Below are 13,976 nucleotides of genomic sequence, written 5' to 3'. Positions count from 1 at the left end.
CCATATAACAGGTTGTGACATGCAACCAAATTCCGCGATCAGGTGGTGAGACGGTAGCGGCGGTGCAGCTCGTGGACCTCCTCGTCGAGGCCGGCAACCGGGCCCTCGACGACGACGCCGGGCGCGACGTCCTGGATCGGGATGGCGCGCACGGGGGACGGGCCGACGCCGAGATCACTGAGCCACGCGCTCGTCTGAGCCGAGGAGCTGGCGAAGACGATCCGGCCGAGCCCGACCCAACCGTGTGCCGCCGAGCACATGGGGCAGTGCTCGCCGGACGTGTAGACCGTCGCTGCCGCCCGCTGCTCGGGGTCGAGGTGGCCGGCCGCCCAGCGCGCGAGGGCGAACTCGGGATGACCGGTCTGGTCGTGCTCGGACGTCTCCCGGTTGCGGTCCTCGGCGAGCACCTCGCCGTCACGGCCCACGAGGACCGAGCCGAACGGTTCGTCCCCCGCCTCGATGGCCTCGGCGGCCAGCTCGAGGCAGCGGCGCAGGTGCTTCAGGTCGTCATCGCTCACCATGCATCCGAACGTACCGTCGCTCAGCCGCAGCGACTACGTTGGTGAGGTGGATCTGAATGATGTGAGGGCTGCCCGCAAGCTTCTCGAAGGGGTCACCGAGGTGACGCCCATGGCGCACTCGCGCTGGCTCAGCTCGCGGACGTCGACGCAGGTGTTCCTCAAGGCCGAGAACCTGCAGCGCACCGGCTCGTTCAAGATCCGCGGAGCGTACGTCCGCATCTCGCGACTCAGCGAGGCCGAGCGCGCCCGTGGCGTCGTCGCGGCGAGCGCCGGCAACCACGCGCAGGGCGTCGCGCTGGCGGCATCGCTGCTGGGCATCAAGGCGACGATCTTCATGCCGGTCGGCGCAGCACTGCCCAAGGTCGCGGCGACCGAGGGCTACGGCGCGGACATCCAGTTCCACGGCAGTGGCGTGACCGAAGCGCTCGTGCCGGCGCGGGAGTTCGCGGAGCGTACGGGCGCCGTGCTGATCCACCCGTTCGACCACGAGGACATCATCGCCGGGCAGGGCACGGTCGGCCTGGAGATTCTCGAGCAGTGCCCCGACGTCAAGACGATCCTCGTGCCCCTCGGTGGCGGCGGGCTGGCGGCCGGCATCGCCCTGCTGCGCACCGAGCGCCCCGACCTGCGCATCATCGGTGTCCAGGCCAAGGACGCCGCCGCCTATCCGCCCTCGCTCGCCGCCGGCAAGCCGGTCACGTCGACGATGGGCATCACGATGGCCGACGGCATCTCCGTCGCGCAGCCGGGTGACATCCCGTACGGAATCCTCGCGTCACTCTGCGACGAGATCGTGACGGTCAGCGAGGAGTCGATGAGCAGTGCGCTGATCTCGTTGCTCGAGCGGGCCAAGCTGCTGGTCGAACCCGCTGGGGCCGCTGCGGTCGCGGCGATCCTCGAGCGACCCGACGCGTACGAAGGCCCCGTCGTCGCGGTGCTCTCGGGCGGCAACATCGACGCGCTCGTGCTGCTCGACGTGATCCGGCACGGCCTCGCTGCGGCGGAGCGCTTCCTGCTGTTCCGCGCGCGCATCTCCGACCGGCCCGGGGAGCTGATGCGGTTGCTGACGGATCTCGCCGAGATGCAGGTCAACGTGCTCAACGTCAACCATGACCGGGCCTCGGAGTCGCTCAACGTGGGCCAGGTCGACGTCGACGTGCAGATCGCGACGCGCGGCCCACAGCATCGTGCCGAGGTCCGGGAGCGTCTCGTCGCGCTCGGATACGAGCTCGTCTGACCCTCGCTGCCACGTCCGAAAGGTGACCCCAGTGCGTACGTTCGACCTGCCGTCCTCCCCGATCGCCGCCGCGATCCTCGCGACGTCGCGAGACAACCAGGACGCGTCGCTGTTCAACCACAGCATGCGCAGTTATTGGCATGCCCGCTCGTACGCCGAGTCCGCAGGCCTGCTGGATCAGGCCCCGGAGATCCTCATCTTCGCGGCGACGCTCCTGCACGAGCTGGGTGCGAGCGCCCTGGCCCCGGGGCGGGAACGGTTCGAGATCGAGGGCGCCGACATCGCCGCCGAGACCTTGCTCGGTCTCGGGGTGGGCGAGAGCGACATCGAGCAGGTGTGGGACGCGATCGCATTGCACACGTCAGGCGGGCTGGCCGAACGACGCGGCGCCTTGCCGAGGGTCGTGCGCGTCGGGATCGTCGCCGACTTCGGTCGGGCCGAGGAGCCGCAGCGCGAGCTCCAGGACGCCGTCCACGCCGAGTGGCCGCGGCTCAACCTCGAGACCGTCCTGGTCGACAACATCATCGAACGGGTCAAGGACCCGGCGGCGGCGCCCCGCTTCGGCATGGCCGGCGTCGTGATCCACGAGCGCGAGGTGCATGGGATCACCGGCATGGAGGTCGCCGCCCGTGACCTCGGCTGGTGAGCGGTGAGCTGGCGTCCACCGCACCTGCGTAGCGGTGAGCTGGCGTCCAGCTTGCGTGTCGAGCTGGACGCCACGTCACCGCTCACCCCAGGGTGAGGGTCAGAACGGCTTGGCGTCGACGACCTCGACGGTGATGTTCTTGCCGTTGGGCGCCTCGTAGGTCGCCTCGTCGCCCTGCTTCTTGCCGAGGATCGCGACGCCGAGCGGCGAGGTCGGCGAGTAGACGTCGATGTCGACGCTGGAGTCCATGCTGAGCAGCTCGCGCGAGCCGAGCAGGAACTGCTCGGTGTCGGTGTCGCCCTTGAAGCGGATCGTGACGATCATGCCGGCCTCGACCAGGCCGTCGTCGGCAGGCTTGTCGCCGACCTCGGCACGCCGCAGCATGTCCTCGAGCTGGCGGATGCGGGCCTCGGTCTTGCCCTGCTCCTCGCGGGCGGCGTGGTAGCCGCCGTTCTCCTTGAGGTCGCCCTCGTCGCGCGCAGCGGCGATCTTGGCCGTGATGTCGGCGCGTACGTCGCCCTTGAGGTGCTCAAGCTCCTGCTGCAGACGCGCGTACGCCTCCTGGGTCACCCAGATGGTGTCGGTCTCTGTGGGCTGAGTCATGTGAGCGCTCCTTTACGTGCTGCACCCCAGGCGTACGCCCGGGGTGAACTTCCAACGTTAGCACTCAACTACGAGGTTCACACGTCTTCAGCACACCGGTGACAGCTCGTCGCTCGGTCTGCACATCGATCGTGACGCGGGTCTTTTCGGCCGTGCCCGCAGAGACGTCGACGGTCTTCTCGCCGACGATCGAGTGGTCGGCGGCCTGCGCGTAGACGGTGCAGCGTACGGCGAGGGGATCGGGCCGGATGACGTCGACCTTGAGCGTGACGAGGTGGTCGCTCTTGACGTCGTAGCCCCACAGACGGCCCTTGACCGGCTCGTCCTGGAAGCCGACCCACGCGGCGAACGAGATGCCGATCGCGATGCCGATCGCCGCGATGGCAGGCCAGAACCAGCGGGGTCGGGTTCGGGTGCCATAGCGCGAGCTGAGGTCGGTCACGCCTGCCATTGTCTCAGGAGCCGAGGATCTGCTTCCGTACGGCCTTGTCGAACGTCCGGAACGGCAGCAGGCTCGATGCCGCGGCGATCATCTTGGCCTCGGTGCCGACGAGATACTCCGCCTTGGCGCGCCGGGCGAAGACCGCGTGGTGAGCCGCCTCGGCGACCTTCGAGGCGGGGATGCCGCCGTGGCGCGCATCCTTGGAGATCGTCCGCATCGCCGTGAGCGCATCGCCGTAGAGCTCGAGCGCCTGCGCCGGCAACGTGGCCTCGGCTGCATCGACGTCGACACCGGCCTTGTCCCAGATCGGGGTCGACACCGTCGCCGGGGCGAGCACCGAGACGCCGATGCCCCACGGCTTGAGCTCGCGGCGCATCGACTCGGCCATGCCGTTGAGGGCGTGCTTCGAGGCCGCGTACGGGCCGATGAACGGCGCGGCCATACGTCCGGCGACCGAGCTGGTGAACACGATGCGACCCTTGCCGTGCTGGCGCAGCAGTGGCAGGAACGCCTGGGTCACGGCGAGCTGGCCGATGACGTTGACCTCGAGCTGACGGCGCAGGTCGTCGAGGTCGAGGAACTCCAGTGGACCGCCGACGGCGATGCCCGCGTTGTTGACGATGCCGCGCAACCGCGTGTCGGGCCCCAGCGCCTCACCGACGACCTCGGCCGCGTCGAGCGCTTCTTGCGCCGACGTGATGTCGAGACGTACGGGCGTCACGAGCGGGTGCGCGTCGACCGTGGACAGGTCGCGCACCGCGGCGAACACGCGGACGCCGTTGGCGGCGAAGTTTTCGACCATGGCCTCACCGATCCCGGTCGAGGCGCCGGTCACGATCACGGCATCGGGGGTTCTCATTCCGTGAGTATGGCGGATGGAACAACCCAGGCTGCGCGCGATGTTGGAGACAGTGCGAGGATTTTGCTCGAGCCTTCGAAGGAGAACCGTGGTCGACCAGCTGCGCCTCATGCACGTACACGCCCACCCAGACGACGAGTCGAGCAAGGGAGCGGCGTCGACGGCGAAGTATGTCGCCGAGGGCGTCGACGTCCACGTCGCGACGTGCACCGGCGGCGAGCGGGGCTCGATCCTCAACCCCGGCTTCGAGCATCCCGGCATCGTCGACAACCCGGCGCTGATCACCGAGATCCGCCGCGAGGAGATGGATCGCGCCCGCGAGATCCTCGGCGTCAAGCAGGACTGGCTCGGCTTCGTCGACTCCGGCTGGCCCGAGGGTGACCCCAAGCCGCCGCTGCCCGAGGGGTGCTTCGCGCTGGTGCCGATCGAGGAGGCCGCGGCGCCGCTCGTACGCCTGATCCGCTCCTTCAAGCCGCACGTCCTGACGACGTACGACGAGAACGGCGGCTACCCGCACCCCGACCACATCAAGTGCCACGAGATCAGCGTGTACGCCTACGAGGCGGCGGCCGACCCGGAGCGCTACCCCGATGCGGGGGAGGCGTGGCAGGTGTCCAAGCTCTACTACCACCTGGGCTGGAGCTGGAAGCGCATGGACGCGATCGCCACGGCGATGCTGGCGCACGGGCTCGAGAACCCGTACGAGGAACGGTTCAAGGACTGGGAGCGCAAGCCCGAGGACGAGGCGCGGCTGACGACGCGGGTCGAGTGCGCGGACTATTTCGGCGTCCGCGACCAGGCGCTGCTGGCGCACGCGACGCAGATCGACCCCAACGGCTTCTGGTTCGCGATCCCGCACGAGATCCAGGCCGAGGCCTGGCCGACCGAGGACTACCAGCTCGTGGACTCCAAGGTCGAGACCAGCGTCCCCGAGACGGACCTCTTCGCGGGTCTGCGCCAGCAGAGCCCGCGAAGCGACAACTAGAGCGCAGGGCTTCGTTAGCTCTTCAGCGTGAATTCGTAGCCGCCCTCGGGCGGCGGCCCCGCCATCGAGACGTCGGCCGAACCGGTCAGGTCGGCGAGCTCGTCGGTGCCGAGGCCAGGCAGCACCTCGACATGCCCGCTGACGGCGCCGTCCTCGTACGCGCCGGTGTGCCGGAACACGCACGATCCCGTGCGGCCGCCGATCGAGCCGGTGAAGCGTTCGTAGCCGAGGATGTCCGCGTGCCCGGCCTTGCTGTCGCGGTACGCGAAGAGATACGTCGTCGCGCCGGTGCCCTCGACGTCGCCGGTGTACTGGAACGTGACCTTGGCGGCCGTGACGCCGCGGCTCGGGTAGTAGGTGCCGTTCTTGGTCTCACCCTCGCCGTCGATGTCCTCGATGACCGACTCGTCCCAGCCGGTCGGCATGAATCGTCCTGTCGTCTCGGTGCTCATGTCCTCACTGTCCTCCCGTTCGTGGTCGTCGGCATGTTCACAGGTCGTAGGTCAGCGTGATCGGGTAGCCGTCGTCGCTGTGCCCGGCGAGCTCGACGGTTGCCTCTCCGGTCATGCCCTCGAGGCCCCCGGTGCCCATCCCCTCGACGATCGTCAGCGTTGCGCGTACGGCCTCGGCGTCGTGGTCACCGGCGTGCTGGAGCACCAGCGAGCCGTCGTGCCCGTCGATCGTCCCCTCGAACAACTCGAACCCGGTGACCGGCGCGAAGCCGTCGTTGTACGAGATCAGGTAGGCCACGGTGCTCGTGCCCTCGATGTCGCCGGAGTAGGTGTACGTCGTGTCGGCGCGCGAGAAGCCGCGCTTGGGATAGGTGACGCCGTTGATCTCGGTGCCCTCGCCGTCGATGTCGACGACGACCTTCTCCTCCCACGACGTGACGGTGAACCTGCCTGATGTGGTGTGTGCTCTGCTCATGCGTCCGACGCTAGGAGGCGCTGGCCGGAAGTGTCTTGGACAAACGCGACACTGGTCGCATGACTCGTGAGCCGGCCGGCAGGGGAGACTCGGCGATCGTGCGGCCGACCGCTGCCGCGCAACACATCGACATCCGCCGGGTCGTGCCGTGCGCGCGTTGGCAACCGTTCATCCAGTACCACTGGATCGTCCGCTGGGCGTGCCCCGAACCGTTCGAGCAGCAGGTCATCCCGCAGCCGTTCGTCCACGTGTCGGCGGAGCCGTTCGAGGGTGCTCCCCGGCTGCTGGTCAACGGAATCACCCGCAAGCCGTTCGTCCGTACGCTCACCGGCACGGGCCACGTGCTCGGTGCGGCGTTCAAGCCGGCGAGCTTCCGCGCGGTGCTCGGCGCCGACCTGAGCTCGGTGGCGGGCCGGATCGTGCCGTTCGGCGATCTCGGTGGCGTGGATGATGCGCCGGCTGCCGCGGAGATCCTGAGGCCGGACGCGCCCGACGAGGAGATGGTCGCGGCACTCGAGGCGTACCTCGACCGGCTCGACGTCGTCGCCGACCCGTACGCGGAGGAGGTCAACGCCCTCGTCGACGCGGCCGAGCGCGACCGGTCGTTGATCCGGGCCGAGCAGCTGGCCGAGCTCGCGGGGGTGAGTCTGCGAACGCTGCAGCGACAGTTCACGGCCTACCTCGGCATCGGGCCCAAGTGGGTCGTGCAGCGGTTCCGACTGCTCGATGCCGCTGCGGCCGCCCACGCCGGCACGCGCACGGACTGGGCAGCGCTGGCGACCGAGCTCGGCTTCAGCGACCAGGCGCACCTGACCCGCGCGTTCACCGCAGTCGTCGGCACCCCACCCGCGACGTACGCCAGGGACGCCTGACATCTCGGGCGATCCGGGCGACTACTCTGGAGGCATGAACGTGTACGCGATCGCCTCCTTCGTCATGGCCGAGCCGGCCTTCACCGACGACGACGTCAAGCCCGGATGGCTCGCGCTCGGCATCGTGGTGGCCCTCAGCGTCGCGACCTACTTCCTCGCGCGTTCGTTCCTCCGGCACTCCAAGAAGGCGCAGCAGCCCTGGGAGCACGAAGACCGTTAGCTGGTCAGAGCCTCGGGTCGACCGGCTCGGACTCCATCGCGAGGATCGCGAAGACGCACTCGTGCACCTGCCACGTCGGAGCGCCCGTCGTGAGCCGGCGCAACGCCTCGAGGCCGAGGGCGTACTCGCGCAGCGCCATCGAGCGCTTGTGGCCGAGGTTGCGGTTGCGCAGCCGCAAGAGGTTGGCCGGCACCGTGTAGTCGGGTCCGTAGATCAGGCGGAGGTACTCGCGCCCGCGGACCTTGACCCCAGGCTGCACGAGGCCCTTGGGGCCGCGCACGAGGTTGGCGAGCGGCTTGACGACCATGCCCTCGCCGCCCTCCGCAGTCAGCTGCTGCCACCAGTCCACGCCGACGGCGATCGACGCCGCGTCCGTGGTGTCGACGACCAGGCGACGGGTCGGGGCGAAGAGCGTCGGATCGGCCTCGACGAGCCGGTCGGCGATGCCGAGGTGCCAGCCGTGGTCGCGGGTCTCGTACGTCGTGCCGTCGCTCGCGAGCACCTGGAACGGCGCGATCCGCAGTCCCTCGGTGCCATCGACGGGCCATGAGTAGCGGCGGTAGACCGCGGTGAACGTCTCGGCGTCCGCGGCTCGCTGCGTCGTACGTGCCGTGAGGTCGCTGACGTCGATGCCCCGCGCCGCGGCCAGGCTCAGGGTGTCGAGGGCGGCCGGCAGCGCGGATGTCGCGGCCGCGCCGACCGCGGCGTACTGGCTGCGGATCAGGTCGACCGCCTTGGCGGACCACGGCATGATCTCGGCGTCGAGCAGGACCCAGTCGGAGCCCAGCTCGTCCCACAGCCCGGCGGTCGTGGCCGCCTCGGCGCACGCCGCGAGCATCGCCGCCTCGGTCTCGGCGTCGAAGAAGGAGCGGCCTGTACGCGTGTGGATCACGCCTGTCGCGTCGCGGCGTACGAGCAGGACCGCCCGCGAGCCCATGTGCTTCTCCTCGCAGATGACCTGGTCGATGCCGGTCCTGGCGAAGTGGGTGAACGCCTCGACGGGATGCTCGAGGTGGTCCTCGAGCGCCGACGTGTCGCACGGCGCCATCGTCGGCGGGAGGTAGACCAGGCGCGACGGATCGACCGCGAACCGGCTCATGACCTCCAGCGCGCCTGCGGCGTTGTCCTCGCGCAGCGAGATGCGCCCCATGTGTGCCGTCTCGATGACGCGCGGTCCGAGCACGTCGTCGAGTCGCAGGATGTCGGGGTCGCGCGGCGGCGGCGCCAAGGGGCGTACGGGCTCGTAGTAGACCTCGTGCGCGTCGACGGCGACGACCTCGCGCTCGGGATAGCGCAGCGCGGTCAAGGCACCGCCGAACACGCAGCCGGTGTCGAGGCACAGGGTGTTGTTGATCCACTCGACGTCGGGCACCGGCGTGTGGCCGTAGAGCACCATCGCCGTGCCGCGGTAGTCCTCGGCCCACGGGTAGCGGACCGGCAGGCCGTACTCGTCGGTCTCGCCACTCGTGTCGCCGTAGAGGGCGAACGAGCGCACGCGTCCGGACGCGCGGCCGTGATAGCTCTCCTTGAGCCCGGCGTGCGCGACGACGAGGTTGCCGGCGTCGAGCACGTAATGGGCGATCAGCCCGTCGACGAATCGGCGTACGTCCTCGACGAACTCCTCGGGCTCCTGCGCGAGCTGCTCCATCGTGCGCTCGAGGCCGTGACTGAGCGTGACGCTGCGCTTGCCCAGCGCCCGGTTGAGCTTGGCCTCGTGGTTGCCGGAGACACAGAGGGCGTGACCGGCGCGGACCATGCCCATCGCGAGGCGCAGCACGCCGGGCGAGTCCGGGCCACGGTCGACGAGGTCGCCGACGAACACGACGCGGCGTCCGTCGGGGTGGCTGGCGTCGACGGGCCGGCCGGCGTCGTCGCGCGCGAGGTCGTAGCCGAGCTCGGCGAGCAGCTCCTCGAGCTCGAGCCGGCAGCCGTGCACGTCACCGATGACGTCGAACGGCCCGGTCTGGTCGCGCAGGTCGTTCATGAGCTTCTCGCGCACGAACGTCGCCGACTCGATCTCATCCACGGAGCTGAGCGTGTGGACTGTGCGGAAACCCTCGCGCTTGAGCCCTTTGAGCGACCGGCGGAGTTGGTCGTGCTGACGCTTGACGACGTGGGCGCCGAAGTCGCGGTCCTCGCGTGCAGCGTTGCGCTCGACGCTGATGCCGGTCGGCAGGTCCAGGACCACCGCGACGGGCAGGACGTCGTGGGCCTTGGCCAGCGCGACGAGGCTCTTCCGGGCGCCGGGCTGCACGTTCGTCGCGTCGACGACGGTGAGCCGGCCGAGCTCGAGCCGCTTGCCGACGATGAACTCGAGCACCTCGAACGCATCCTTGGTCGCCGCCTGGTCGTTCTCGTCGTCCGCGACGAGCCCGCGGCAGAAATCGCTCGAGACGATCTCGGTCGGCTTGAAGTGCTTCGCGGCGAACGTCGACTTGCCCGAGCCGCTCACGCCGACGAGCACCACGAGCGACGTCTCGGGGATCCCCAGTGTCGTCATGCGGGTGCCTCCGTCCGGGTGAAGAGCGCGAGCTGGGTCGCCGGGCCGACCTCGTCGTCGACGGGCCCGACCGGGCGGTGCTCGACGGCGTAGCCGTACGTCTCGCCGGTGGCGGCCGCCCACGCGGCGAACTCGGCTCGTGTCCACTCGAAGCGGTGGTCGGGGTGCCGCATCGTGCCGGCGGCGAGCGACTCGTAGCGCACGTTGTGCTCCGCGTTGGGTGTCGTGACCACGACAGTGCGCGGGCGCATGAAGCCGAACACGTTGGCGGTCACGGCGGGCACCCGCTCGGGATCGATGTGCTCGATCACCTCCATCAGGACGGCGGCGTCGAGCCCGGTCAAGCGCGGGTCCTGGTACTGCAGGGACGACAGCCACAGCGTCAGCCGGTCGGCCTGCCGCTCCGTCATGGTGTCGACGTGCAGGCGGCGCGCGGCCTGCCGCAGGGCAGCATCGCTGACCTCGGTGCCGATGACCCGGTCGATGCCCTGGAGGTCTAGCAGCTTGCCGATCAGCGCGCCGGAGCCACAGCCGAGATCGACCATGGAGGCGGGCCGGACCTTGGTGAGGGCGGCGATGACGGCGTCGTGCCGGAGCGCGACCAAGGGGCGCGGGCGCTCGGTGTCTTCGACGTCGGTGACGACCTCGCCGTCGAGCTCGGCCAGACGAGTGCGGACCTCGTCGGTCATCGATCGCTGATGCGCGAGGTAGCGACGCGAGATGAGCTCGCGCTCGGGGTGGTCGGCGAGCCAGCCCGCGCCGGCGCGCAGGAGCTTGTCGACCTCGTCGTCGGAGACCCAGTAGTGCTTGGCGTCGTCGAGGACGGGGAGCAGGACGTAGAGGTGGTTGAGCGCCGCCGCGAGCCGCACGGTGCCGGTCAGCGTCAGGCGTACGTATGAGGAATCGCCCCACTCGGGCACCGCGGGGTCGAGCGGCACGGTCTCGGCACCGACTCTCCAGCCCAGCGGCGCGAACAACCGCTCAACGAGGTCGGCGCCGCCCGGCACGGCAGGGATGGCGATCGTCAGCGGCAGGGCGGCGTCGGCCAGCTCCTGGCGGCTCTCGCAGCGACCACTGAGTGCCGTGCGGAACACCTTGCCCATCGCGACGGACAGCAGCGACGACGCGGCGTACGGCCGGTCGTTGACGTACTGGGCGAGCGAGAAGCCGTCGAAGTGCCGGCCCTTGCCGCGTACGAGGGCGATCGGGTCGACCTCGAGCAGCAGAGCGGCGGTGCAGCGGTCCGGGGTCGACTCGGGGTAGAAGACGTGTGCCTGGCCGCCGTGCACGTCGAACTTCTGCAGCCTGTCGGGGTGCTTGTGCAGCAGGAAGCCCAGGTCGGAGGCGTCGTCGAGGACGTCCGATCGCGAGGCGGAGATGGTCAGGAGCACCGGGACAGTGTGTCAGGCGCGAGCGGGCGACATCTGCGAACGGCGTGGTCCGGGCCTCCCACCTAGGGTGGCGGTATGCCGAATCGCCTCGCGCGGGCCACGAGTCCCTACCTGCAGCAGCATGCCGAAAACCCGGTCGACTGGTGGGAGTGGAGCGACGAGGCCCTGGCCGTCGCGCAGGAGCTGGACCGGCCGATCCTGCTGAGTGTCGGCTACGCCGCGTGCCACTGGTGCCACGTCATGGCGCACGAGTCGTTCGAGGACGCGGCGACCGCGGCGTACATGAACGACCACTACATCAACATCAAGGTCGATCGCGAGGAGCGCCCTGACATCGACGCGGTCTACATGAAGGCCACGACCGCGATGACCGGCCAGGGCGGCTGGCCGATGACGTGCGTGCTGACGCCGACGGGCGAGCCGTTCTTCGCCGGTACGTACTTCCCGCCCGAGCCGCGGCAGGGTACGCCGGCATTCACCCAGGTGCTGCAGGCCTTGGCAGAGGCGTGGCGCGATCGCCGCGACGAGGTGCTGACGATCAGCAACGACGTGCTCGAGCACCTCCGGCAGAACACCGACTCGGTCGGCGGCCCGCTCGGCTCCGACCAGCTCGACGATGCGGTCGCCGAGCTCGCCAAGCAGTACGACGCCGAGGCCGGGGGATTCGGCACGAGCCCCAAGTTCCCGCCGTCGATGGTGCTGGAGTTCCTGCTGCGCAACGCCGCGCGTACGGGCTCGGAGCAGGCGCTCGGCATGGTCGCGGGGTCGTGCGAGGCCATGGCTCGCGGCGGCATGTACGACCAGCTGTCGGGCGGGTTCGCGCGCTACAGCGTCGACCGGTTCTGGCGGGTGCCGCACTTCGAGAAGATGCTCTACGACAACGCGCTGCTGCTGCGGGTCTACCTGCACTGGTGGCGGCAGACGGGGTCACCGCTCGCCGAGCGGATCGCCCGCGAGACCGCGCGCTTCATGCTCGACGAGCTGCGGACGCCCGAGGGCGGGTTCGCCTCGGCGCTCGATGCCGACAGCGACGGTCACGAGGGGACGTTCTACGTCTGGAACCCCAACCAGCTCATGCGGCTGCTCGGCGCCGACGACGGGGCGTGGGCGGCGCAGCTGCTGGGCGTCACTGGGCCGGGGACGTTCGAGCGCGGGTTCTCGACCCTGCAGCTCCGTGTGGATCCCGACGACGCCGAGCGTTGGGAGCGCGTACGCACGACGCTCCTCGCCGCCCGGGCCGAGCGCACCAGGCCGGCCCGCGACGACAAGGTCGTGGCGTCGTGGAACGGTCTGGCCATCACGGCCCTCGCCGAGGCCTCGGTGCTGCTCGATGAGCCCGACTTCGCCGACGCCGCCGTCGCCGCGGCACAGCTTCTGGTCGACGTGCACCTTGCCGACGGATTTGCGCGCACGTCACGCGACGGCGTCGCCGGTGCCAACTCGGCGGTGCTGGAGGACCACGGCGCGGTCGCCGAGGCGTTCATCGCGGTGCTCGGCATCACCGGCGAGGCGGTGTGGCTCGACCAGGCGCGGCAGCTCCTCGACCGGGTCGTCGAGCACTTCACCGACCCCGACGGTGGGTTCTTCGACACCGCGGACGACGCCGAGACCTTGGTCGTACGCCCCAAGGACGCCTCCGACAACGCGTACCCGTCCGGCGCGTCGGCGGCGGTCGCCGCGTTGCTGTCGTTCGCCGCGATCACCGGCGGGCACGGCTATCGCGCGGCTGCGGAGTCCGGCATCGCGTCGGCCGCGAACATTGCGACTCAGGTCCCGCGCTTCGCCGGCTGGACGCTGGCTGCCGCGGAGGCGGTCGTCGCTGGACCGCTCGAGATCGCGGTGGTCGGCCCGCGCAAGGACCGCACTGCGTTGCACCGGGCAGCCCTGCGGCTGGCATCGCCGGGGGCCGTCGTGATCGCCGGCGACGTCGGCCTCGCCATCCCGCTGTTCGAGCAGCGCGACCTCGTCGACGGCCACCCTGCGGCGTACGTCTGCGAGGGCTTCGTCTGCCGCCGCCCGGTCACCGACCCTGATGAGCTGGTCAGTGCTTTTGGTACGCCAACAGGCTGACGCCGATGTAGTGCACGATGAACGCCGCGATCGTGAAGGCGTGGAAGATCTCGTGGAATCCGAAGTACTTCGGCGACGGGTCGGGCCACTTGAACCCGTACACGACGGCGCCGAGTGAGTAGAGCGCACCGCCGGTGATCAGCAGGACGAGGACCGCAGTCGACGCGTTGTCGACGAACTCGGGGAAGTAGAGCACCGCGGCCCAGCCGAGCAGCAGGTAGAGCGGGACGTACAGCCACCGCGGAGCGCCGATCCAGAAGATCTTGAACACCACGCCGAGCAGCGCGCCGCCCCACACGAGCGAGAGCATGATCACCGCGTGCTGCGTGGACAGCAGGAGCAGCGAGAACGGCGTGTAGGACCCCGCGATCAGCAGGAAGATGTTGGCGTGGTCGAAGCGTTTCCAGAAACCCTTGACCCGCTCGCTCCACGTGCCGCGGTGATAGACCGCGCTGACGCCGAACAGCAGCATCGAGCTGACCATGAACACCGCGACGCCGACGCGCACCAGGATGTCGTCGGAGATGACCAGCATCACGATGAAGGCGAAGAACGCCAGGGGCAGCGTGATGGCGTGCAGCCACCCGCGGAGCTTGGGCTTGATCTCGTCGACGGTCTCCCGGATCCGATCGGTTGCCTCGTGCACGATGCCCTCGGGCTGCCGGTCGGTCATGCGCTCAGCGTAGTGCGTGGGCGGGTACTA

At 69.7% G+C, this 13,976-nt stretch carries 15 protein-coding genes; 6 read left to right on the top strand and 9 right to left on the bottom strand.

The window, feature by feature from the left end:
• Positions 1–38: 38 nt before the first annotated feature.
• A complete protein-coding gene (locus tag ESP70_RS06135) occupies positions 39–521 on the bottom strand; it encodes a nucleoside deaminase (protein ID WP_149688395.1) in 483 nt (160 codons plus the stop codon).
• 46 nt (positions 522–567) lie between these two features.
• Here ESP70_RS06135 and ilvA point away from each other — a divergent pair, with 46 nt between their 5' ends.
• Together ilvA and ESP70_RS06125 are read left to right on the top strand one after the other, a co-directional pair.
• Positions 568–1,758: a threonine ammonia-lyase gene (ilvA, locus tag ESP70_RS06130; RefSeq protein ID WP_246161831.1), complete on the top strand. Its 1,191-nt coding sequence runs from the start codon at positions 568–570 to the stop codon at positions 1,756–1,758.
• Positions 1,759–1,789: 31 nt separating this feature from the next.
• Entirely contained in the window at positions 1,790–2,404 is a 615-nt protein-coding gene (locus tag ESP70_RS06125) for an HD domain-containing protein (protein WP_149688393.1), read from the top strand.
• A 99-nt stretch (positions 2,405–2,503) separates the two neighbouring features.
• Here the strand turns inward: ESP70_RS06125 and greA are convergent, their stop codons facing one another.
• From greA to ESP70_RS06110, 3 genes are all read right to left on the bottom strand, one after another.
• Complete coding sequence (greA, locus tag ESP70_RS06120; RefSeq protein ID WP_056212285.1) at positions 2,504–3,007, bottom strand: transcription elongation factor GreA; 504 nt, start codon at positions 3,005–3,007, stop codon at positions 2,504–2,506.
• A gap of 64 nt (positions 3,008–3,071) precedes the next feature.
• Positions 3,072–3,449 carry a DUF4307 domain-containing protein gene (locus ESP70_RS06115; RefSeq protein ID WP_188110514.1) on the bottom strand — a complete coding sequence of 126 codons (378 nt, stop codon included), beginning with the start codon at positions 3,447–3,449 and terminating at the stop codon, positions 3,072–3,074.
• Positions 3,450–3,462: 13 nt separating this feature from the next.
• Entirely contained in the window at positions 3,463–4,308 is an 846-nt protein-coding gene (locus tag ESP70_RS06110) for an SDR family oxidoreductase (protein WP_188110513.1), read from the bottom strand.
• Between the two features lie 88 nt (positions 4,309–4,396).
• Between ESP70_RS06110 and mca the strand changes: the two genes are divergently transcribed.
• Positions 4,397–5,293, top strand: a complete 897-nt coding sequence (mca, locus tag ESP70_RS06105; RefSeq protein WP_149688390.1) for a mycothiol conjugate amidase Mca — start codon at positions 4,397–4,399, stop codon at positions 5,291–5,293.
• 14 nt (positions 5,294–5,307) lie between these two features.
• On the opposite strand, the gene ESP70_RS06100 is transcribed toward mca, so the two are convergent.
• Entirely contained in the window at positions 5,308–5,745 is a 438-nt protein-coding gene (locus ESP70_RS06100; RefSeq protein WP_149688389.1) for a DUF3224 domain-containing protein, read from the bottom strand.
• Positions 5,746–5,782: 37 nt separating this feature from the next.
• Entirely contained in the window at positions 5,783–6,220 is a 438-nt protein-coding gene (locus ESP70_RS06095; RefSeq protein WP_149688388.1) for a DUF3224 domain-containing protein, read from the bottom strand.
• A 59-nt stretch (positions 6,221–6,279) separates the two neighbouring features.
• On the opposite strand from ESP70_RS06095, the gene ESP70_RS06090 reads away from it, so the two are divergent.
• Positions 6,280–7,092, top strand: coding sequence for a helix-turn-helix domain-containing protein (locus ESP70_RS06090; RefSeq protein ID WP_149688387.1), 813 nt, complete (start codon positions 6,280–6,282; stop codon positions 7,090–7,092).
• A 34-nt stretch (positions 7,093–7,126) separates the two neighbouring features.
• A complete protein-coding gene (locus ESP70_RS06085) occupies positions 7,127–7,312 on the top strand; it encodes a hypothetical protein (protein WP_149688386.1) in 186 nt (61 codons plus the stop codon).
• 4 nt (positions 7,313–7,316) lie between these two features.
• Here the strand turns inward: ESP70_RS06085 and ESP70_RS06080 are convergent, their stop codons facing one another.
• Positions 7,317–9,812 carry a polynucleotide kinase-phosphatase gene (locus tag ESP70_RS06080; RefSeq protein ID WP_149688385.1) on the bottom strand — a complete coding sequence of 832 codons (2,496 nt, stop codon included), beginning with the start codon at positions 9,810–9,812 and terminating at the stop codon, positions 7,317–7,319.
• Entirely contained in the window at positions 9,809–11,203 is a 1,395-nt protein-coding gene (locus ESP70_RS06075; protein WP_149688384.1) for a 3' terminal RNA ribose 2'-O-methyltransferase Hen1, read from the bottom strand. The genes ESP70_RS06080 and ESP70_RS06075 overlap by 4 nt, the downstream gene beginning before the upstream one ends.
• A gap of 75 nt (positions 11,204–11,278) precedes the next feature.
• Between ESP70_RS06075 and ESP70_RS06070 the strand changes: the two genes are divergently transcribed.
• Positions 11,279–13,273 (top strand): thioredoxin domain-containing protein, encoded by a 1,995-nt coding sequence (locus tag ESP70_RS06070; RefSeq protein WP_149688383.1) that lies wholly within the window; start codon positions 11,279–11,281, stop codon positions 13,271–13,273.
• On the opposite strand, the gene trhA is transcribed toward ESP70_RS06070, so the two are convergent.
• The gene (gene trhA, locus ESP70_RS06065) at positions 13,245–13,946 is read right to left on the bottom strand and encodes a PAQR family membrane homeostasis protein TrhA (RefSeq protein WP_149688382.1); all 702 of its coding nucleotides are present in this window, start codon (positions 13,944–13,946) and stop codon (positions 13,245–13,247) included. The genes ESP70_RS06070 and trhA overlap by 29 nt on opposite strands.
• Between the last annotated feature and the right edge of the window lie 30 nt (positions 13,947–13,976).

Origin of the sequence: Aeromicrobium ginsengisoli, assembly GCF_004134905.2 — a bacterium.
Lineage (GTDB): Bacteria > Actinomycetota > Actinomycetes > Propionibacteriales > Nocardioidaceae > Aeromicrobium > Aeromicrobium ginsengisoli.
This window is presented reverse-complemented; position numbering and strand designations above follow the sequence as displayed.

Excerpts from the sequence above, each read along its gene's own strand:
- ESP70_RS06135 (WP_149688395.1), bottom strand. The coding sequence starts at position 521 with ATGGTGAGCGATGACGACCTGAAGCACCTGCGCCGCTGCCTCGAGCTG.
- greA (WP_056212285.1), bottom strand. The coding sequence starts at position 3,007 with ATGACTCAGCCCACAGAGACCGACACCATCTGGGTGACCCAGGAGGCG.
- ESP70_RS06110 (WP_188110513.1), bottom strand. The coding sequence starts at position 4,308 with ATGAGAACCCCCGATGCCGTGATCGTGACCGGCGCCTCGACCGGGATC.
- ESP70_RS06100 (WP_149688389.1), bottom strand. The coding sequence starts at position 5,745 with ATGAGCACCGAGACGACAGGACGATTCATGCCGACCGGCTGGGACGAG.
- ESP70_RS06095 (WP_149688388.1), bottom strand. The coding sequence starts at position 6,220 with ATGAGCAGAGCACACACCACATCAGGCAGGTTCACCGTCACGTCGTGG.
- ESP70_RS06090 (WP_149688387.1), top strand. The coding sequence starts at position 6,280 with ATGACTCGTGAGCCGGCCGGCAGGGGAGACTCGGCGATCGTGCGGCCG.
- ESP70_RS06085 (WP_149688386.1), top strand. The coding sequence starts at position 7,127 with ATGAACGTGTACGCGATCGCCTCCTTCGTCATGGCCGAGCCGGCCTTC.
- ESP70_RS06080 (WP_149688385.1), bottom strand. The coding sequence starts at position 9,812 with ATGACGACACTGGGGATCCCCGAGACGTCGCTCGTGGTGCTCGTCGGC.
- ESP70_RS06070 (WP_149688383.1), top strand. The coding sequence starts at position 11,279 with ATGCCGAATCGCCTCGCGCGGGCCACGAGTCCCTACCTGCAGCAGCAT.
- trhA (WP_149688382.1), bottom strand. The coding sequence starts at position 13,946 with ATGACCGACCGGCAGCCCGAGGGCATCGTGCACGAGGCAACCGATCGG.